Annotated in this window: 18 protein-coding genes, 1 pseudogene and 1 riboswitch; of the genes and pseudogenes, 7 read left to right on the top strand and 12 right to left on the bottom strand. The window is 69.0% G+C overall.

The annotated features are described in order from the left end of the window. Positions 1-171: 171 nt before the first annotated feature. From OP18_RS17285 to OP18_RS17270, 4 genes are all read right to left on the bottom strand, one after another. A complete protein-coding gene (locus tag OP18_RS17285; RefSeq protein WP_033359926.1) occupies positions 172-1,206 on the bottom strand; it encodes a ParB/RepB/Spo0J family partition protein in 1,035 nt (344 codons plus the stop codon). Then, positions 1,203-2,519, bottom strand: a complete 1,317-nt coding sequence (locus OP18_RS17280; RefSeq protein ID WP_389250085.1) for a ParA family protein — start codon at positions 2,517-2,519, stop codon at positions 1,203-1,205. Before OP18_RS17280 ends, OP18_RS17285 begins: the two co-directional genes overlap by 4 nt. Positions 2,520-2,881: 362 nt before the next feature. Next, positions 2,882-3,571: a 16S rRNA (guanine(527)-N(7))-methyltransferase RsmG gene (gene rsmG, locus OP18_RS17275; RefSeq protein WP_389249636.1), complete on the bottom strand. Its 690-nt coding sequence runs from the start codon at positions 3,569-3,571 to the stop codon at positions 2,882-2,884. A 575-nt stretch (positions 3,572-4,146) separates the two neighbouring features. Then, complete coding sequence (locus tag OP18_RS17270; RefSeq protein ID WP_156089576.1) at positions 4,147-4,323, bottom strand: hypothetical protein; 177 nt, start codon at positions 4,321-4,323, stop codon at positions 4,147-4,149. A 109-nt stretch (positions 4,324-4,432) separates the two neighbouring features. Here OP18_RS17270 and OP18_RS57240 point away from each other — a divergent pair, with 109 nt between their 5' ends. Further along, the gene (locus OP18_RS57240; RefSeq protein WP_156089575.1) at positions 4,433-4,813 is read left to right on the top strand and encodes a hypothetical protein; all 381 of its coding nucleotides are present in this window, start codon (positions 4,433-4,435) and stop codon (positions 4,811-4,813) included. Between the two features lie 459 nt (positions 4,814-5,272). On the opposite strand, the gene OP18_RS17265 is transcribed toward OP18_RS57240, so the two are convergent. From OP18_RS17265 to rpmH, 7 genes and pseudogenes are all read right to left on the bottom strand, one after another. Then, a complete protein-coding gene (locus OP18_RS17265) occupies positions 5,273-5,491 on the bottom strand; it encodes a hypothetical protein (protein WP_033359922.1) in 219 nt (72 codons plus the stop codon). 99 nt (positions 5,492-5,590) lie between these two features. Beyond that, entirely contained in the window at positions 5,591-6,457 is an 867-nt protein-coding gene (locus OP18_RS17260; RefSeq protein ID WP_033359921.1) for a bifunctional 5,10-methylenetetrahydrofolate dehydrogenase/5,10-methenyltetrahydrofolate cyclohydrolase, read from the bottom strand. Between the two features lie 12 nt (positions 6,458-6,469). Beyond that, positions 6,470-6,554, bottom strand: a riboswitch (ZMP/ZTP riboswitch). Positions 6,555-6,917: 363 nt separating this feature from the next. Then, positions 6,918-7,559 (bottom strand): Jag family protein, encoded by a 642-nt coding sequence (locus OP18_RS17255; protein WP_389250088.1) that lies wholly within the window; start codon positions 7,557-7,559, stop codon positions 6,918-6,920. Positions 7,560-7,680: 121 nt separating this feature from the next. Next, the gene (gene yidC / locus OP18_RS17250) at positions 7,681-8,706 is read right to left on the bottom strand and encodes a membrane protein insertase YidC (RefSeq protein WP_033359920.1); all 1,026 of its coding nucleotides are present in this window, start codon (positions 8,704-8,706) and stop codon (positions 7,681-7,683) included. 11 nt (positions 8,707-8,717) lie between these two features. Then, positions 8,718-8,989: pseudogene (gene yidD, locus OP18_RS55185) on the bottom strand (membrane protein insertion efficiency factor YidD). Further along, entirely contained in the window at positions 8,986-9,474 is a 489-nt protein-coding gene (gene rnpA / locus OP18_RS55180; protein WP_081970831.1) for a ribonuclease P protein component, read from the bottom strand. The pseudogene yidD and the gene rnpA overlap by 4 nt, the downstream one beginning before the upstream one ends. 28 nt (positions 9,475-9,502) lie before the next feature. Further along, complete coding sequence (gene rpmH, locus OP18_RS17245; protein WP_033360019.1) at positions 9,503-9,640, bottom strand: 50S ribosomal protein L34; 138 nt, start codon at positions 9,638-9,640, stop codon at positions 9,503-9,505. A gap of 248 nt (positions 9,641-9,888) precedes the next feature. On the opposite strand from rpmH, the gene dnaA reads away from it, so the two are divergent. From dnaA to OP18_RS17220, 5 genes are all read left to right on the top strand, one after another. Continuing rightward, on the top strand, positions 9,889-11,874 hold the full coding sequence (dnaA, locus tag OP18_RS17240) for a chromosomal replication initiator protein DnaA (RefSeq protein WP_081970830.1): 1,986 nt from the start codon (positions 9,889-9,891) through the stop codon (positions 11,872-11,874). Between the two features lie 914 nt (positions 11,875-12,788). Then, complete coding sequence (dnaN, locus tag OP18_RS17235) at positions 12,789-13,919, top strand: DNA polymerase III subunit beta (protein ID WP_033359918.1); 1,131 nt, start codon at positions 12,789-12,791, stop codon at positions 13,917-13,919. An 18-nt stretch (positions 13,920-13,937) separates the two neighbouring features. Next, on the top strand, positions 13,938-14,810 hold the full coding sequence (gnd, locus tag OP18_RS17230; RefSeq protein ID WP_033359917.1) for a phosphogluconate dehydrogenase (NAD(+)-dependent, decarboxylating): 873 nt from the start codon (positions 13,938-13,940) through the stop codon (positions 14,808-14,810). Positions 14,811-14,812: 2 nt separating this feature from the next. After that, positions 14,813-15,955 carry a DNA replication/repair protein RecF gene (gene recF, locus OP18_RS17225; protein ID WP_033359916.1) on the top strand — a complete coding sequence of 381 codons (1,143 nt, stop codon included), beginning with the start codon at positions 14,813-14,815 and terminating at the stop codon, positions 15,953-15,955. Further along, positions 15,948-16,517, top strand: coding sequence for a DciA family protein (locus OP18_RS17220; RefSeq protein WP_033359915.1), 570 nt, complete (start codon positions 15,948-15,950; stop codon positions 16,515-16,517). Before recF ends, OP18_RS17220 begins: the two co-directional genes overlap by 8 nt. 27 nt (positions 16,518-16,544) lie before the next feature. Here the strand turns inward: OP18_RS17220 and OP18_RS17215 are convergent, their stop codons facing one another. Then, positions 16,545-17,102: a hypothetical protein gene (locus OP18_RS17215; protein WP_033359914.1), complete on the bottom strand. Its 558-nt coding sequence runs from the start codon at positions 17,100-17,102 to the stop codon at positions 16,545-16,547. Positions 17,103-17,555: 453 nt separating this feature from the next. On the opposite strand from OP18_RS17215, the gene gyrB reads away from it, so the two are divergent. Beyond that, positions 17,556-19,499, top strand: coding sequence for a DNA topoisomerase (ATP-hydrolyzing) subunit B (gene gyrB, locus OP18_RS17210; RefSeq protein WP_033359913.1), 1,944 nt, complete (start codon positions 17,556-17,558; stop codon positions 19,497-19,499). Positions 19,500-19,519: the final 20 nt, after the last annotated feature.

The following is a 19,519-nucleotide window of genomic DNA, read 5'->3' as shown; positions in this document are numbered from 1 at the left end:
GGTACCCAAGACGTCTACCACGTGGTTTCACGTGAAACGGCGAGCCTGTGGATAACCCCTGTGGATAAAGTGCGCCCAGAGCCATCCTCTGAGGAAAACCAAACGGCCGGACTTTGCCGTCCGGCCGTTTCGTTTCGCCTATTCGGGGCTTCTCCAGCCCCTTCCGGCTCGCTACTGCTCTCGCTGGCCTCGCTGGTCGACCCCGATGATCCCGACGATCCGCTCGAGGTCGTCGACGGTGGCGAACTCGATCGTGATCCGGCCCTTGCGCTGACCGATGTCGACCTTGACCCGAGTGTCGAACCGATCCGAGAGCCGATCCGCCAGATCCGACAGCGCAGGCGCGTGGGGCTTGGCCCGGCGCTGCGGTGCGGCCTTCTTCGCCGTGCCGCCCTCCGACACCGCGAGCGAGACCATCTCCTCGGTGGCCCGGACCGACAGCCCTTCGGCGACGATGCGGTGGGCGAGCGTCTCCTGCTCCTCCGAGCTGTCGAGCCCGAGGAGCGCACGGGCGTGCCCGGCGGACAGCACGCCGGCCGCGACGCGGCGCTGCACCTGTGCGGGCAGGTTCAGCAGACGGATCGTGTTGGAGATCTGCGGCCGGCTCCGGCCGATGCGCCGGGCGAGTTCCTCGTGGGTCGCCCCGAACTCCTCGAGAAGCTGCTGATACGCGGCGGCCTCTTCCAGCGGGTTGAGGTTCGCACGGTGGATGTTCTCGAGGAGGGCGTCGCGGAGCATCGCGTCGTCGCGGGTCTCCCGGACGATCGCCGGAATGACCTCCTTGCCGAGCGCTTGGGCGGCGCGCCACCGGCGCTCGCCCATGACGAGTTCGTACTTCTTCTGCGTCCCCTCGTCGCCTTCGGCCTCGACCGGCGTGGGGAGCTCGCGGACGACGATCGGCTGGAGAAAGCCGACCTCCTGGATCGAGGTCTTCAGCTCCTCGATCGCCTCCTCGTCGAACACCTGCCGCGGCTGCTTCGGGTTCGGCACGATCGAGGTCACGGAGATCTCGGCGAAACGCGCACCGGGAACCGGGGCGAGCTGCTCCACCGGCTCGGCGGTCGCGCCGTTCGTGGGAGCGTCCGTCGTGGCCGGGGGAGTCGCCAGCGCGGTGGCGGTGCCGCCGGCCACGCTCTCGGCCGGCGCGGCGGTGGGGATGAGAGCACCGAGCCCCCGTCCGAGACCTCCACGTCGGTTCGACTTCATGCCACTCCTCCAACCTGTGCGTCATGCGCACCGCGCAGCGCGATCTCTTGCGCCGCCTCGAAGTAGCTCACCGCACCGCGGGAGCCCGGGTCGTACGTCATCACCGACTGGCTGTAGCTCGGCGCCTCGGACACGCGCACGTTGCGGGGGATGACCGCGTTCAGGCACTTGTCCCCGAAGTGGTTCCGCACGTCCTGCTCGACGAGGTCGGCGAGGCGGGTGCGCCGGTCGTACATGGTGAGCAGCACCGTCGAGATGTCGAGCTTCGGGTTCAGGTGCGACCGCACGAGCTCGATGTTGTTCGTGAGCGCCTGCACACCTTCGAGGGCGTAGTACTCGCACTGGATCGGGATCAGCACCTCTTCGGCGGCGACGAGCGCGTTCACCGTGAGGAGCCCGAGCGAGGGCGGGCAGTCGATGAAGATGTAGTCGTAGTTGCTGCCGCCGGCCTCGATGGCCCGCTTGAGGCGCGACTCTCGGGCGACGACGGAGACCAGTTCGATCTCGGCGCCGGCGAGGTCGATCGTGGCGGGCACGGCCCACAGGTTCGGGATGCCCTCGACCTGTTGGGTCACCGCGTCGAGCGGGGCGCCGTCGATCAGGCAGTCGTAGACGTCCGGCACACCGGAGTGGTGGGGAACGTTGAGGCCGGTGGAGGCGTTGCCCTGCGGGTCGAGGTCGATCACCAGGACGCGGTTGCCGTGCAGCGCCAGGGCGACGGCGATGTTGACCGCTGTGGTGGTCTTTCCCACCCCGCCCTTCTGGTTCGCTACGCACATCGTGCGTCGCCGTGGTGGGCGGGGCATGGTGATCTCCCCGCTCGGGTTGAGGATCTCCACGGCGCGCTTTGCCTCCTGTGCGAGCGGGGGGTCTTCGGTTTCACGTGAAACGTACGCGTCTGTCATTGCGCCCTCGGTATCCGCGGTGACGACGGACGGGTGTGGTCGGGGGGACGGAGTGCTCCGTCGCTCGGACCTCATATCTGCTCTCGTCTCGGCTTTCGCTTCGTCTGCAGCGGACTGTGGATCGGCTTTGGACACGACCGGTTTTCCGCCCCGGCCGTAAACAGTACCGGTATTTGCACGATCGACTTGCCCGCTGACGTGAAACTCCACCGTGGCGCCGCGTGTCGTACCGACCGGCTGCTCCAGACGCGGTTGGGGCACCGGCCGCACGCCCCATCCCTCGATTCCATCGGCGCTCCGCGCCCCTGCATCCGTCCTGTATTCGGTCCCGGCGTTCGCCCCTGTTTCACGTGAAACATGCGAACTGGCATCGCCATAGTCGGGGTTGTCACCGCTGTCGCGCACCATGTCAGTCCCGTCCCGCTCGGAAAGATGTGCACTGCCGGCCGTCAGCGACGCGGTGCCCACCTCCGGAACACCGCCCGACACGAAGTCTCGACTGACCGCGGTGACCGGCGCCGGGAACGCAAGAACGGCGCGCGGCCAGCCTACGGCGCACAGGCGGCCTGAGCTATGGCTCATCGGCGCGTCGTCGCCCTTGTCACTCTCTCCCGGCCGCAAGAAGACCAAAAAGCCGTCGACTCGGCGGAGGAGACCGCCGAGTCGCTTCATCGGCGCGGCCGGCCAGCCGCTGCCACAGTTCCTGATGTCCATTGTCGAACCCCCGCGTTCCCCCGTGTCCGGGGGACGCTCTTGGCCCGCCCCCCGGTTTACCGGCCGCGCTTGCCCTTCCGGCGTTGCGCGACTTCCCGCTCCCGCACGATCTCGACGACCGTGGTCGGCTCCGCGAGGACGGCGTCCCCGCAGAGGCGTACCGACGGCGTGCCCGCTCCGAGCCGGCTCAAGGTCTCCGCGTGCTCGGCGATCTCGGCCGCTGCGGAGGCTCCCTTGAGCGCAAGCAGTCGCCCGCCGACGGCGGTGAGGGGAAGACACCAACCGGCAAGCCGGTCCAGCGGTGCGACTGCTCGGGCGGTGACGACATCGGCGAGCGGGAGCTTCCCGACGCACTCCTCGGCCCGCGCCCGGACCACGGTGGTCCGCTCGAGACCGAGCGCCGTCACCGCTTCGGAAAGGAACGCGGTACGTCGTGCGAGCGGCTCGACCAACGTGACGTGCAGGTCGGGACGAGCCACTGCGAGCACCATACCGGGCAGGCCGGCGCCGGAGCCGACGTCGACGACCGTGGCGCCCGACTGAATCAGATCGCCGAGGACGGCGCAGTTGAGCAGGTGCCGCTCCCAGATGCGCGGCGCCTCGCGGGGGCCGATCAGCCCTCGGACCACCCCGTCGGTGACGAGCAACTGAGCGAACCGCTCAGCCAACGGAAGCCGATCGCCGAAGACCTTCTCGGCGGCCGGCAACACCTCATGCGGAACAGCACCATCCATACGGTCAAGCAAATCATGCGGGCCAGACCGGTCGGGCCGGTGGGCGCACGCGCCACTCGTCGGGTGCGCTGATCCGGGGGCCGTTGTTTCACGTGAAACAACGCTCGGTGGAGCGGAAGGCCGGCGATGCATCGTCGCCACGGGCCTGCCCCGGTTTGACGGACATCCGCGGTTGCGGCGGGAGAACTGCCGCCTGCAGGACGACGTCGACATCCTGAAGTGGGCCACGGCCTTCTTCGTCCTATTGCCATGATGATCGATGTCTCGGCGAGGTTCGCTCACTTCTTCGCTACCCGGGCCAGCGGCTGGTGGCTTGTCCCTGATGTGCGGCCCTGCCGGACGCCCGCGCCCGAACCGGGAGTGCCTTGATAGGAGCCTGCTCACGCTCGAATAGGGCATGCCCCTGGGTCGGGTCGCGGGTCGATGACCTCGGCCGCAAGCTGGGCGAAAAAGACTGTGGCGGCAACCAGCGAAGCCATCTCAGCGCGGTGCAATGGGCCGGGCAGTGGCCCGACGTGCGGTTCGCGGTTGAGGACTGTCGACACCTGACCCGCCGCTTCGAAGGTGACCTGCTGCGTGCCGGGTACTCAGTCATGCGCGTGCATACCCGGTTGATGGCGGCGGCGCGACGCACCGGACAGCAGCGTGGCAAGTCCCACCCAATCGACGCCGAAGCCGTTGCCCTGGCCGCGCTGCGCGACCCCGATCTGCCCGTCGCCCGCCTCGACGGCCCGACTCGCCAGATGAAGCTGCTGTCTGATCACCGGCACGACCCCGTCGTGGACCGCAAAGCTGTGCGGCCGGCTGCGCTGGCACCTGCACGAACCCGACCCGGAACTCCGCGTTCCCTCCCGCGGCCTGCGCCGCTTCCACGTGCTCGACGAGCTGGCGGCTGAGATCGACCGCTTCGACGGCACCGTCGCTCGGATCGCCCGTGAGCTGGTGGCGCGGTGCCGCGAACTCACGACACAGATCAACGCCCTGGAACGTGAGCTTGAATGCCTGTGGACCGCCAACTCGGCCCTGCATATGGCCGCGGTCACCCAGACCCGCGGGATCGGAACGGGCAAGGCTTACGTCGATAAGTTGCTCTACGAGGACAAGACCGGCACCGAAGCCCTACGGCTGCGGCGGCGACAGCCTTTCCGACCGGGTGTTCTCTGCACTGCTCACCGACGAACGCGCCCAGCAGCAACTCGCTGCTGCCGCCCCGATCAGCCGATCGAGCCCAGCGCTGGGGGCGGCTTGACATAGGAGCATCAGGCAGACCTGGTGAATATGTACCCGTTCATCGAGGCGGAGCAGACCGGCCGGCGCAACGTGAAGCGTGCGTGCGACTGCTTTCGGTTCCCCGGTCCGTCCTCTGCCGCTGCCACCACGAGTCGACCGAGCAGACACAGACCGGGACCTGATCGCGCGGATCATCGCGATCCACGATGTCTCAAGAGCACCTACGGCGCGCCGCGCACCCCATGCCGAGTTCACCGAGACCGGCACATCGGCACGGCCGCGAACGCATCGCCCGGCTGCTGGCCGGCACGGGCCACCACGGCAGGACCTCACGCCGCTGGCGGATCACCACGGCCTGACCACCACAACACCCCTGTCCGACAGAGACGGGTCGACGCCACCATGGCGTGGTCGAAGCGGTCGACTTGCCGTTGGTCCGAGGCCCGTAGCGGCGGGTGTCGCGGGCTTGTCCGCCAAGCTTGGTCAGCGTGCGCCGCCAGGCCCGGCCGCGGCGATAGGCCCGGACGTGTCAGTCATGACCCGTTCGATGCGGGGTAACGCCACGAGCAGCGAAGTGAGCCGCGACGCGGCGCGGCTGCCGGCGTCCTCGTCCGGCTGCGTCTCGACGTAGGCCAGGCGGCGAAGAGCGTGGCGGGTCAGCACGGTGCGGTTGCGGGCACGGTCCTGCAGGGAGAGCGCCACGCACGCGGGCCCAAGTAGACGGGCCTCGCCGGAGCGGGTTCCGAAACGGCGGGGGAGCGGCCCCGGGTCGTTGGGCCTGAGCGACCCGGGGCCGATGTTTCACGTGAAACGGCGCTCCGCGGCGGTGACCGCGTTGCGGAAGAGCATGGCGACGGTGGTGGGGCCCACGCCGCCGACTCGGGGAGTGATGGCGCCGGCGACGGCCGCGCACGACTCGTCGACGTCGGGCAGGAGACGGCGGCCGGAGTAGCGGACGCCGCCGCCGATGACCACGGCGCCCGGCTTCACGTGCTCGGGCTGGATGATGCCCGGGACTCCCGCGGCGGCGATGAGGATGTCGGCGCGTTGGGTGTACCGCGGCCAATCGGCAACGCCGGTGTGCACCACGGTCACCGCGGCGTTGGCAGTCGGGCGCTTCTGCGAGAGCAGCATCGCGAGCGGACGGCCCAGCGTCGCACCGCGACCCAGGATGACGACCTCGCGGCCGCTGACCGGAATCTCGTAGTGCGCGAGCAGCGCCTCGATGCCGGCCGGCGTGCAGGGGAGCGGCCCGGGCATCCCAGCGGCCAGGCGGCCCAGGTTCAGCGGGTGCATGCCGTCGACGTCCATATCGGGGTCGACCCGCTGCAGGGCGGTGTCATAGTCGATGTGCCGCGGCGTCGGGTACTGGATGAGCAAGCCGTGCACATCGGGGTCGGCGTTGAACCGGTCAATGACCGCGTGCAGGTCCTCCTGTGTCGCGTCGGCGGGCAGGTGCTCATGCGGCGACGCGAACCCGAGCTCGGCGGCCTGGCGCTGCTTGATGCGGATGTATCCGGCGCTGGCATCGTCGTCGCCGACGAGAATCGTCGCGAGCGACGGCACGACACCACGAGCCCGCAGCGCGGCGACCCGGTCGGCGACGTCGGCGAGGATTTGCTCGGCGACGGGAGCGCCGGGCAGGAGTACGGCAGTGGTCGTGGACATACGACTCCTCGACGTGAGGACCCAGGCGGTCGACCCTCACAACTCGAGCTCCCCGATGGTCCGTCCCATCCCGGTGCCGCCAGTCGCGTCTGCCCCCATTGTCGCCGATCCCGGAGCCACCCGGCCAGGCGGGGACATCGCCCGGCCGGATGAGCCGGAACGGCGGGAGATCAAACAGCGGAGCCAGACCGTGGAGCGGACGGTCGGCGCAGGCTCCTCGATCGTGCGGACGGACACCGCGCGGCCGGCAAGGTGATGACCGGCAACGCCGGTGGAAGATGAGCAGCCGGCTCGGGCGATGCCGACGTGCGCTGCGGCGCGGCGTCGTCGTAGACACGCCGCTGAGCAAGGCTGCAAGCGGTGGGGACCAAGCAGACCCACCAGGCCCGAGACACGGAAGCGGGGCGCCCCCATCAAGGGACGCCCCGCCAAAGACAGAGCAGCAGCGGCGGCAGAACCGTCAGGCGACGGGCCGCACCACGATCCGCCGGGCCGGCTCGACGCCTTCCGACTCGCTCTCCACGCCGGGGAGTGCGTTGATCACGTCGTGGACGCACTTGCGCTCGAACGCGCTCATCGGCTCGAGCCGGACGGCCTCGCCGTACTCCTTCACCTTCTCGGCGGCGTTCTTGGCGATCGCGCCCAGCTCCTTGCGGCGCAGCGCCCGGTAGCCGCCGACGTCGAGGAGCAGCCGGCTGGGGGAGCCCGTCTGCCGGAAGACCGCGAGACGGCTCAGCTCCTGCAGCGCCTCAAGGGTGGCGCCGCGCTGGCCGACGAGCGCCTGGAGCCGGCGGCCGGAGCCGTCGCCCCCCTCGACGACCTCGACGACGGGACGGCCGCTGACCACGAGCTCGTCGATGTCGCCGTCGTAGTCGAGGATGTCGAGGAGGCCCTCGACATAGTCGGCCGCGATCTCGCTCTCCCGGAACAGGTCGGCCGCGGCGCGGCCGTTGCCGCCGGTGGACGCCGGCGCGGCGTCGCTATCGCCCTCGCCGTCGCCGGCTTCGGCGTCGCCGTCCTCGACCTGGTCGAGGTTGGCGTCCTGATCCAGAGCGTCGCCCTCGGTGCCGCGCGCGTCGAGATCACTGGTGGTGTCGGTCACGAAACTCATCTCCGCTTGTTTGGGGCGCCGAGGCGCCGTCACAGGTCGTCGGTGAGGGGTGGTGGTGCACAGGGAGCGCCACTCGCCGGTCCGGGATGAGGGGTGGACCGGCGGGGTCGCGTCAACCCGACTGCCGCTTCGCGGCGCCACCCTTCTTCGGGTTGATCGGCTTGGCACCGGGCTTCGGGGCGAGCGCCTTGCCGTTCGCCTTGGCCGCGGCCGCCTCAGCCGCCGCCGCCTGCTGCGCCGCGGCCTCGTCCTTGGCCTTGGTCAGCATCGCCCGGAAGCCACCGACCGGCTTCGCCTCGCCGGTCTTCTTCGGGCCCCCCTTGTACGGGGTGGTGTTCGCGGTGGCGCTGGCCGGCGGCGGGTACTTGTGCAGGACCCAATACTGCTGGCCGAGGGTGATCGCATTGTTGGTGACCCAGTAGATGATGACGCCGATGGGGAAGTACCAGCCAGAGGTCAGGGTGAAGAACGGGATGCCGTAGAGCATGAACTTCTGGATCATGCGCTGCTGCGGGTCGGAGTTCCAGCCCGTCTTCATAATCATCTGACGCTGGGTCAGGTAGGTCGTCGTGATCATCAGGGCGACCAGGAGCGCGGCGACAATCTTGACGGTGGTCGAGTTGGCCTCGATCTTCGCCAGGTCGGCGGCGCTGCTGCTGAACTTCGCGACGATCGGGGCGTCGAAGAGCCGGGCGTCGACGGCACCCATGAACTCAGGGATGCTCCAGCCGTACAGCTGCATCTGGTGGTCGGAGGTGCCGGGCTTCAGGTGGCGCAGCACGTGCAGGAGGCCGATGAAGACCGGGATCTGCAGGAACATCGGAAGGCAGCCCATGAGCGGGTTGACCTTCTCCTCCTGGTAGAGCTTCATGACCTCCTTCTGGAGGGTCTCCCGGTCGCCCTTGTGCTTCTCCTGCAGCTCCTTCATCTTCGGCTGGATCGCCTGCATCGCGCGCTGCGACTTGATCTGCTTCACGAAGATGGGGAACAGCACCACGCGGACCGTGATCACCAGGAACACGATCGCGAGAACCCACTGCCAGTTGGTGCCGAGCGTGCGGTGGTCGGGCACGACCTTGTCCCACACGGTGTGCCAGAACAGCATCACCTGCGAGATCAGCCAGTAGATCCCGCCCATCAGCTTGCTAATCACGACACTGCTCCAGTCACGTCGACTCGGGCTCGGGCGAGGCTCCCCGGCGCGGAGGCACCGGATCGAACCCACCGGGGTGGAATGGGTGGCAGCGCAGCAGCCGCCAGATCGCGAGACCGATTCCCCGGACCGCGCCGTGAGTGCCGACCGCCTCCAGGGCATAAGCGCTGCACGACGGGTAGAACCGACAACGCGCCGGCAACGCCGGGCTTATCCAACGACGGTACGCGACGATGGGAGCGGCAACGACCCGGGCTCCGACGTTCATCGACGCCCCTCCCGGCTTCTGGGCCGCTGGGCGGCCGTCAACGCTGCCTCGAGATCACGGCCGAGATCGTCATACCGCGCGTTGGCCGACGCCGGCAGTGCCCGGACGACGATCGTCGACGCCGGGGGGAGAGCTGCCAGGTGCGGCCGGATCAGGTGCCGGAGCCGGCGCTTCACCAGGTTGCGGACCACGGCGTTGCCGACGGCCTTGGACACGACGAACCCAGCACGCGCCGGGACGGCACCGGCCTCACCAGCAACGTCAGAAACCGGGGCAGCCACGTCAGATGAGGCAGCCACGTCAGACGGCGAGCCGGACGCCGACACGACGAAGCCGGCGCGGGCAGATGGTTGATCTGCTGGCGCCGGCTCGACAGTCGACTGCAGGAAATGCACCACGAGGGCTCCGCGACCGGCGCGGCGACCGTTGCGAATGGTGGCGGCGAAGTCTTCCCGCCGCCGCAGACGCTGAGCGGCCGCCAGCACACTGCCTCCCGGAGGGCCCGGCGTCGGATCAGGCCGACAGGCGGTCGCGCCCCTTGGCGCGGCGCGCCGACAGGATCGCACGACCGGCACGGGTGCGCATGCGCAGCCGGAAACCGTGGGTCTTCGCACGCCGGCGGTTGTTCGGCTGGAAGGTGCGCTTGCTCACGTCGGGCTCCGTCTTCGTAGCGGCGTAGGGCTGGTTCACTGGAGTTTATCAGGGAAAGCTTCCCCAGCCGAACCAGGGTACGCGCGGCCCTACAGACCGTCAACGATGGCGGGGAACGCCCCGAAATCCACAGGTTACTTGTGGACAACGGTTGAGTGGTTGTGGACAACGCTGTTAACGTGCCCGGTTGCCGGTAGACACCGCGACGACCGGCGACAGGACACAACGGACTTTCCGCAACCAAACGGATGCGCCACAGGGGGCACGGCACCGCATCCGACCTGCAGAACCTTCCGCACACGGGTCGAACACCGCCAGGTCGACACCGAGCGAGAGGGAATCAGGACGATCCGTCCACGGCACATGCCTCGTTGATACACAGGTTGTGGAAAACCTGTGGACAATGGGGGCCGGGACGGGCGGAACTTCCGGCGCACGGTCCACTCGCGGTGGGGGGCGACGATGGGGGTGCGCGAACGGTGACTGACACCGACCTCGCAGCGGTGTGGCATGCGGCGACGGACGAGATCGCAGACGAGATCGTCTCGGCGCAGCAGCGTGCCTATCTGCGGCTGACGAGGCTACGGGCCATCGTCGAGGACACCGCGCTGCTCTCCGTGCCTGACGCCTTCACCCGCGACGTCATCGAGTCGCGCCTGCGCCCGGTCATCACCGAGGCGCTGTCCCGGCTGCTCGGCCGGGCCATCCAGGTCGCCGTCACGGTCCGCCCGCCCGAGGACGCGCCGCCGCTGCCCGCGCCGTCCGCGTCGCACTGGTCCAACGGCACCGCCGGCCAGCTGACCGAGCCGACCTCAGGGCCTCCGTTCCAGCGGCAGGCGCAATACCCGCCGCCGCAATATCAACAGCCGCAGTACCAGCAGCCGCCGTTCCACCCCGCGTCGCCGGGCCAGCAGGAGCAACTCGATCTCGACCAGGGCCGGCCGCTCGACCAGGGCCGGCCGGAGCAGCCGCTGCCGACGGCCCGGGAGGGCAGCGACCGCCTCTTCGACCTGCCGACCGAGACGGGCTGGACGCCCGCGGAGCGGACCGAGCACTCGGGCACCGCGTTCGAGGCCGCCCGTGACGAGCGGCTGCGCCGCTCTCCGCTGCAGGACGAGGACCCGCTGCCGCCGCGGCCGCCGTCGAACCCGGGCACCGGCCGCGAGGACCGCCGCGCCGCGCAGACCCCCGCCGGCGACTCTGCCGGCAACCGGCTCAACCCGAAGTACACCTTTGAGACGTTCGTCATCGGATCCTCGAACCGTTTCGCGCACGCCGCGTCGGTCGCGGTGGCCGAGTCGCCGGCCAAGGCGTACAACCCGCTGTTCATCTACGGCGGCTCCGGGCTGGGCAAGACGCACCTGCTGCATGCCATCGGCCAGTACGCCACGATGCTCGGCAACGCCCGCTTCGTGCGCTACGTGTCGACGGAGGAGTTCACCAACGACTTCATCAACTCGCTGCGCGACGACAAGACGCAGGCGTTCCAGCGCCGGTACCGCGACGTCGACATCCTGCTGATCGACGACATCCAGTTCCTGGAGACGCGGGAGCGCACGCAGGAGGAGTTCTTCCACACGTTCAACACCCTCCACAACGCCAACAAGCAGATCGTGATCAGCTCGGACCGCTCCCCGCGGCAGCTGGCGACGCTGGAGGACCGGCTGCGGACCCGGTTCGAGTGGGGACTGCTCGCCGACATCCAGCCGCCGGACCTGGAGACGCGTATCGCGATCCTGCAGAAGAAGGCGGCGCAGGAGCGGCTGTTCGCGCCGCCGGACGTGCTGGAGTTCATCGCGTCGCGGGTGTCGTCGTCGATCCGTGAGCTGGAGGGCGCGCTCATCCGCGTCACCGCGTTCGCCAACCTGACCCGCGCCCCCGTCGAGCTCGGCCTGGCCGAAGAGGTGCTGCGCGACTTCATCCCGGACGGCTCCGGGCCGGAGATCACCGCCGACCAGATCATGGCGTCGACCGCGGACTACTTCGGCGTCAGCCTGGAGGACCTGCGCGGGCACAGCCGGTCGCGGGTGCTCGTCAACGCGCGCCAGGTCGCCATGTACCTGTGCCGCGAGCTGACCGACCTCTCCCTGCCCCGGATCGGCCAGGCGTTCGGCGGCCGCGACCACACCACGGTCATGCACGCCGACCGCAAGATCCGCCAGCAGATGGCCGAGCGCCGCTCGCTCTACAACCAGATCGCCGAGCTGACGAACCGCATCAAGCAGACGACATAGCGGAGTCGGGTCCCGCCCTTGGAGGCCGTGTCAGGCGTGGTCGCGCCTGCCGCGGCCTTCTTCGCGTGTACGCCCAGACGGCTGTGCACAACTGAGAACGCGAACGATTCTCACGATGCGCCTGTGGACAACGCTGTGGGTCGCGCGACGAGCGGCGGTCGATATGTCAGGAATGCACTTTCCACCGAGGTTGGCCACAGCCTGTGGACAACGTGCGTTATCCACCGTGTCCACAGGCCGCCGAGCTGGGATCCAGGCGCTTATGCCCATAAGTTTTCCACAGCTCGTCCCCAAGTCGTCCACAGGTTGTGCGCATATACCCCCAAGGGGTTTGTCCGAGTTATACACAGCTTTCATCCACAGAGCCTGTGGATAACTCCGTTTGTGCCAACTCTTGACCACGAAGAGCGACGCACCGGTCACAAGTGATGGGATGACTACGCATTGCACACAGCCGTCATCCACAGTCTGTGGATAACTCCTGGGGAGATCGTGTGGACGGGGTGTGGACACATCCGAAGAGTGACCGAGGTGTCAACAGAACGTGAGGCACTCTCTGATCGAGTTATCCCCAGATGGTGGACGAACCCTGTGGATTGCCGGTGGATAGCCGGTGGACAACGCCTGTGGACGATCGTTTATCCACAATCCACAACCTTGTACACAGGGGGTTATGCACAGTCCATACCCAGAGACCTAAGTCCTCTGAGCTGCGGAAACGCGGGTTATCCACAGAATCCACACCACCTATGACTACGAAGTAAATCTCTTTAAAAGAGAGAAAAAAGCAATCATCAGCAAGTGGAAAAGTTCTGGGCTCGAAATTTGGTGGGGTCGGTGCACGGCACCGCCGTGCAAGCCCTAAGGTTCGATGCAGCACCACGCTTGAGACGAGACGACGCGGGAGGACCGCGATGAAGTTCCGAGTCGAGCGCGACGCGCTCGCCGATGCCGTCGCCTGGACAGCCAAGAGCCTGCCCAGCCGCCCTTCTGTGCCGGTGCTTGCCGGTGTACTGCTCAGAGTCGCTGACGGTCGCCTGCAGGTGTCCGGCTTCGACTACGAGGTGTCCAGCCAGGTGACCGTCGAGGTCCAGGCCGACGCCGACGGCGCGACGCTCGTCTCCGGGCGGCTGCTCGCCGAGATCACCAAGTCGCTGCCGGCCAAGCCGGTCGACGTCGCCGCGGTGGGGTCGCACGTCGAGATCACCTGCGGCAGCGCCCGGTTCACTCTGCCGACGATGCCCGTCGAGGACTATCCGACGCTGCCGGAGATGCCCGAGCTGGCCGGCACGGTCGACGCGGCCACGTTCGCCGGTGCCGTCTCGCAGGTGGCGATCGCCGCCGGCCGGGACGACACGCTGCCGATGCTCACCGGCGTGCGGATCGAGCTGGAGGGCAGCAAGCTGACGCTGCTCGCCACCGACCGCTACCGGCTCGCCGTGCGCGAGCTCGAGTGGCGCCCCGACGAGGATGACGTGAGCCTCGCCGCGCTGGTGCCTGCCCGGACGCTCGACGACACCGCGAAGACGCTGGGCCCGGTGGGTGGTCACGTCTCCGTCGCCCTGTCCCGGGGCAAGATCGGCGAAGGCATGATCGGTTTCGCCGGTGGCACCCGCCGCACCACGTCACGCCTGCTCGACGGCGACTTCCCGAAGGTCCGGGCGCTGCTGCCCGACACGCACAACGCGCAGGCCCGCATCCGGGTCTCCGCGCTCAACGAGGTCGTGCGGCGCGTCGGCCTGGTGGCCGAGCGGTCCACCCCGGTGCGGCTGTCGTTCAGCGGCGACGGTCTCGTGGTGGAGGCCAGCGGCAGCGAGGACGCGCGGGCCAGCGAGGCGATGGACTGCACCTACGAGGGCGAGCCGATGACGATCGCCTTCAACCACCAATATCTGCTCGACGGGCTCAAGGCGCTCGACGCGCCGATCGCCGTGCTGTCGTTCACTGACCCGAAGAAGCCTGCAGTCATGTCCCCGGCCAAGGATGATGGAGAAATCATCCCTGGGTACTGGTACTTGATCATGCCGGTTCGCATCGGCAGCTGAGGTTCGGAGGCACCAGAAATGCAGCTCGGTCTCATCGGCCTGGGCCGGATGGGCTTCAACATGCGCGAGCGGCTCCGGGCCGCCGGGCACGAAGTCATCGGCTACGACCACCATCCGGACGTCACCGACGTGTCGTCCCTCAGCGAGCTGGTGGAGAAGCTCGCCGCGCCCCGCGTGGTGTGGATCATGGTTCCGGTGCAGTACACGGAGCCGACGATCGACGAGCTCGCCAATCTGCTGTCGCCCGGCGACATCGTCATCGACGGTGGCAACTCGCGCTTCAGCAACGACCGCCCGCGCGCCGAGCGGCTGGCCACGAAGGGCCTCGGCTACCTCGACGTCGGCGTGTCCGGCGGGGTCTGGGGCCGGACCAACGGCTATGCGCTCATGGTGGGCGGCGACAAGAAGCACGTCGAGCACTGCATGCCGATCTTCCAGGGCCTCAAGCCCGAGGGCGAGTTCGGCTTCGCGCACGCCGGCCCGGTCGGTGCCGGCCACTACGCCAAGATGGTCCACAACGGCATCGAGTACGGCATGATGCACGCCTATGCCGAGGGCTACGAGCTGCTCGAGGCCTCCGAATACGTCGAGAACATCCCCGAGGTGTTCAAGTCGTGGCGGGCCGGCTCCGTCGTGCAGTCGTGGCTGCTGGACCTGATGGACCGGGCGCTGGACGAGGACCCCAACCTCGACGGCCTGCGCGGCTACGCCGACGACACCGGCGAGGGCCGCTGGACGGTCGAGGAGGCCATCCGCCTGGCCGTGCCGATGAACGTCATCGCGGCGTCGCTGTTCGCCCGGTTCGCGTCCCGCCAGGACGACTCGCCGGCGATGAAGGCCGTGGCCGCCCTGCGCAACCAGTTCGGCGGCCACGCGGTCAAGAAGGGCTGAGTTTGTACGTCCGGGGTCTCGAGCTCGTCGACTTCCGCAGCTACGAGCGGGTCGTCGTCGAGTTCGGGCCCGGGGCGTGCGTGCTGGTCGGCCCCAACGGCGTCGGCAAGACCAACCTGGTCGAGGCCCTCGCGTATGTCGCCAGCCTCGAGTCGCACCGGGTCGCCACGGACGCGCCGCTGGTCCGGTTCGGCACCGCCCGCGCGGTGGTGCGCTGCGCCATCGTCCACGAGGAGCGCGAGCTGCTCGTCGAGCTGTCGATCGAGCCGGGCAAGGCGAACAAGGCGCGACTGGGCCGCTCGCCGGTGAGCCGTACCCGCGACATCCTGGGCGCACTGAAGCTCGTGTTGTTCGCGCCGGAGGACCTGTCACTGATCCGCGGCGACCCGGGCGAGCGCCGGCGCTTCCTGGACGAGCTGCTGGTCACCAGGCAGCCCCGCTTCGCCGGGGTGCGCTCGGACTACGACCGGGTGCTCAAGCAGCGCAACGCCCTGCTGCGCAGTGCGTATCTGGCCCGCAAGACCGGCGGCAGCCGCGGCGGGGACCTGTCGACGCTCGACGTGTGGGACACCCATCTCGCGCAGCACGGCGCCCAGCTGGTGCGCGCCCGGCTCGACCTGGTCGCCGCGCTCGCACCGCACGTGGCGAAGGCGTATGCGGCGGTCAGCGCCAGCCGGTCCGAAGCCCGCATCGCCTACAGCCCGTCGTTCCCGGTGCCGGCGGAGCTGCCCGCGGGGGGCGACGGTCAGGCCGCCATCGAGCAGGCCCTGCTCGCCGCGCTCGGGGAGGCCCGCAAGCAGGAGGTCGAGCGCGGCGTGACCCTGGTCGGGCCGCACCGCGACGAGCTGACGCTGACGCTGGGCGACCTGCCCGCCAAGGGGTATGCCAGCCACGGCGAGTCCTGGTCGTATGCGCTGGCCCTCCGCCTGGCCGCCTACGATCTGCTGCGGGACGACGGCGTGGAGCCGGTGCTGGTGCTGGACGACGTGTTCGCCGAGCTCGACGTGGGCCGCCGGGAGCGGCTCGCCGAGCTCGTCAGCGGCGCGAGCCAGGTCATCGTGACGTGCGCCGTCGACGACGACGTGCCGCGCTCGCTGCGCGGTGCACGGTACGAGGTGGGCGGAGGCGACGTGCGACGTGGCTGACGACAGCACGCCGGGCGCCGGCGCACCGGGCGCCCCCGGGCGCGGCGGCGTCGAGGGCACCGGGCAGAGCGGGCCGGAGCTGGCCCGGGCCGCGGTCGAGGCGGCCCTCGCCAAGCGGCGGGCCCAGCCGCGCCGCAAGGCCGTCGGCGACCCGGCGACGGGGGAACCGCGCCGGCGGCGTGGCTATACCGGACCCGGACCCGACCCGCGCGACCCGCAGCTGTTCGGCACGCTGCTCGAGCGGATGATGAAGGCGCGCGGCTGGCAGAAGCCCAAGGCGGAGGCGACCGTCTTCGGCGAGTGGGAGCGGGTCGTCGGCGCCGACGTGGCGGCGCACTGCCGGCCGATCAAGCTCGAGGACGGCGAGCTGACCGTCGAGGCGGAGTCGACGGCGTGGGCCACGCAGCTGCGGATGCTGTCGGGCCGGCTGATCGCCCGCATCGCGGGTGAGGTCGGTCACAACGTCGTCAAGAAGCTGCACATCCAGGGGCCGAGCACGCCGTCGTGGAGCCGCGGGCCGAGGCGGGTGCGCGGGCGGGGTCCGCGCGACACCTACGGCTGAGGCGCCGCGCCCGCCAGAACGTCGGCGTCAGAAGTCGGCGTAGACGGCGAACCCGCGGTTGGCGCAGCGACGGTAGAACTTCGCGAGCACGTCGAGCTCGGCGATCGTGTAGCTCCACTGCGGAGCGTTGCCGGTGTCGTCACGCAGCGCGTCGAGGCGGCTCTGCAGCCACCGCAGCTGCTGCTCGGCCAGGCGGGAGCCCTCGAGGGCGCGCCGCAGCACCGTGCTCACGGTCTCGAACGTGATCTCGTCGCCGAACTCCTGGTGGCCGTTGACGAAGCGCTCCAGCCCGCCGGCGATCCAGGCGCAGTCGTCGGGGCTGATCACCGGATCCTCGTCCTCGGCCGCGGCGTCGGTGGCGAACAGCACACCATTGAGACCGAAGAGCAGATCGACCAGCTCCGTGTAACCGGTCACCCGCACCGTGCCGGTCTTCGCCACGTGGTCCGCCAGCGCCGCCGCCGGCCCCGCGTGCAGCGGCAGCTTCTCGGCCAGCTCCGCGAAGTCGACGAACTCGGCCGGGGCCACCGGGTCATAGAACCTGCCGGTGCGCGGCCACTGCACGGCGACGTTGTCCAAGCCCATCGCGGACCCCTCGCTCTCACACTTTCCCCGCCCCCGCGGCGGGGAACATACGGCACGAACGGCCGCTCGCGCGACCCCCGCAGGTGCCGAACCCGGAGCCGGCCTCCCGGCGCTCGCCGTGCCGCCCATCATCGCCCGCCGGAACCCCTCCCGCGTAGGGGGACCTTCGCCCCGTACCGTTCGGGCCGCTACGGGGACTACAGGCGCCGTCCCGATGCGAAAATGTCGCACGGGCACAGTAGGATTGCGGCAGGAGCGAAGGCTCTGAGAACCAGCCGACACAACCCGCGTGCACGCGTCCGCGGTGTCGGCCCGCCGGTGGTCGCGGCGCCCGCTCTGGGTGGGGCGCAGGCCCTCGGCGTGCCTGCGCCGTGACCGTAGTGCCCGCACGACTCCGCACGAGACCCGGGGCGCCCTGCGGCGCGGCCGGCCGGTGCGAGAAAGCGACCGAGGGTGGTAGCAAACAAGCCCGAACAGTCCTACGACTCCTCATCGATCACCGTCCTCGAAGGGCTCGAGGCGGTTCGCAAGCGCCCAGGCATGTATATCGGCTCGACCGGCGAGCGCGGCCTGCACCACCTGGTGTGGGAGGTCGTGGACAATGCCGTCGACGAGGCCCTGGCGGGCTTCTGCGACACCATCGAGGTCACGCTCCTCGAAGGTGGCGGTGTGCGGGTCGTGGACAACGGTCGTGGCATTCCGGTCGACATCCACCCCAAGGAGAAGCGGCCCACGGTCGAGGTCGTCCTGACGGTGCTGCACGCCGGCGGCAAGTTCGACGGCAAGGCCTATGCCGTCTCCGGCGGTCTGCACGGCGTCGGCATCTCGGTCGTCAACGCGCTGTCCACGCGCATCGACCTGGAGATCCACAAGGACGGGTATGTCTGGCGGCAGACCTACCGCAACTCGGTGCCCGAGCCGCTGCAGAAGGGCGAGGCCACCGACCGCACCGGCACCAGCGTGACCTTCTGGCCCGACGGCGTGATCTTCGAGACCCTCGAGTTCAACTACGAGACGGTCTACCGGCGCATCCAGGAATATGCCTTCCTCAACCGCGGGCTCAAGATCGCCCTGCGCGACGAGCGCGCCGAGGCGCCGGAGGAGAAGCGGGAGGTCGTCTTCTGCTACGAGAACGGCATCGCCGACTTCGTCCGCCACCTCAACGCGACGAAGACGCCGATCCACCGCTCGGTCGTGGAGTTCGGCTCCGACGGCGACGGCATCTCCGTCGAGATCGCCATGCAGTGGAATGAGTCGTATGGCGAGAGCGTCTACACGTTCGCCAACACGATCAACACGCACGAGGGCGGCACCCACGAGGAGGGCTTCCGCAGCGCGCTGACCTCCGTGGTGAACAAGTACGGCGCGGACAAGAAGCTCCTCAAGGGCGACGAGAAGCTCACCGGTGAGGACATCCGCGAGGGCCTGGCCGCGATCATCTCGATCAAGCTGACCAACCCGCAGTTCGAGGGCCAGACGAAGACCAAGCTCGGCAACACCGAGGCACGTAGCTTCGTGCAGAAGGTGTGCAACGAGTGGCTGGTCGACTGGTTCGACCGCAACCCGGCCGAGGTCAAGACCATCATCACGAAGGCGTCGCAGGCCGCCCGGGCGCGGCTGGCCGCCTCCCAGGCCCGCAAGCTGGCCCGGCGCAAGTCGCTGCTGGAGTCGGGCTCGATGCCCGGCAAGCTGGCCGACTGCCAGTCCAACGACCCGCGGGTCTCCGAGCTGTTCATCGTCGAGGGCGACTCCGCCGGCGGCTCCGCCAAGCAGGGCCGCGACCCGCGGGTGCAGGCGATCCTGCCGATCCGCGGCAAGATCCTCAACGTGGAGAAGGCGCGCATCGACCGCGTCCTCAAGAACAACGAGGTCCAGGCGCTGATCACCGCGCTCGGCACCGGCATCCACGACGAGTTCGACATCGAGAAGCTGCGCTACCACAAGCTGATCCTCATGGCCGACGCCGACGTCGACGGCCAGCACATCCAGACGCTGCTGCTGACGCTGGTGTTCCGGTTCATGCGGCCGCTGATCGAGCTCGGCCACGTGTATCTGGCGGCGCCCCCGCTGTACAAGATCAAGTGGAACAAGAAGGGCGACGACGCGCAGTACGCGTACACCGACCGCGAGCGTGACGGTCTGATCGCGCTGCGCCAGCAGAGCAAGCCCAACGCGAAGCCCGACGACATCCAGCGGTTCAAGGGCCTCGGCGAGATGAACTACCCCGAGCTGTGGGAAACGACGATGAACCCGGCGACCCGCATGCTCCGTCAGGTGACCTTGGACGACGCTGCAACCGCGGACGAGCTCTTCAGCGTCCTGATGGGCGAAGACGTGGAAGCACGCCGCTCGTTCATCCAGCGCAACGCCAAAGACGTCCGGTTCCTCGACATCTGATCGCCGACACTGAGAAAAGG

The sequence above is a fragment of the Dactylosporangium aurantiacum genome (assembly GCF_000716715.1).
Lineage (GTDB): Bacteria > Actinomycetota > Actinomycetes > Mycobacteriales > Micromonosporaceae > Dactylosporangium > Dactylosporangium aurantiacum.
The sequence above is the reverse complement of the archived record's forward strand: the minus strand, read 5'-3'. Positions and strand labels throughout refer to the sequence as shown.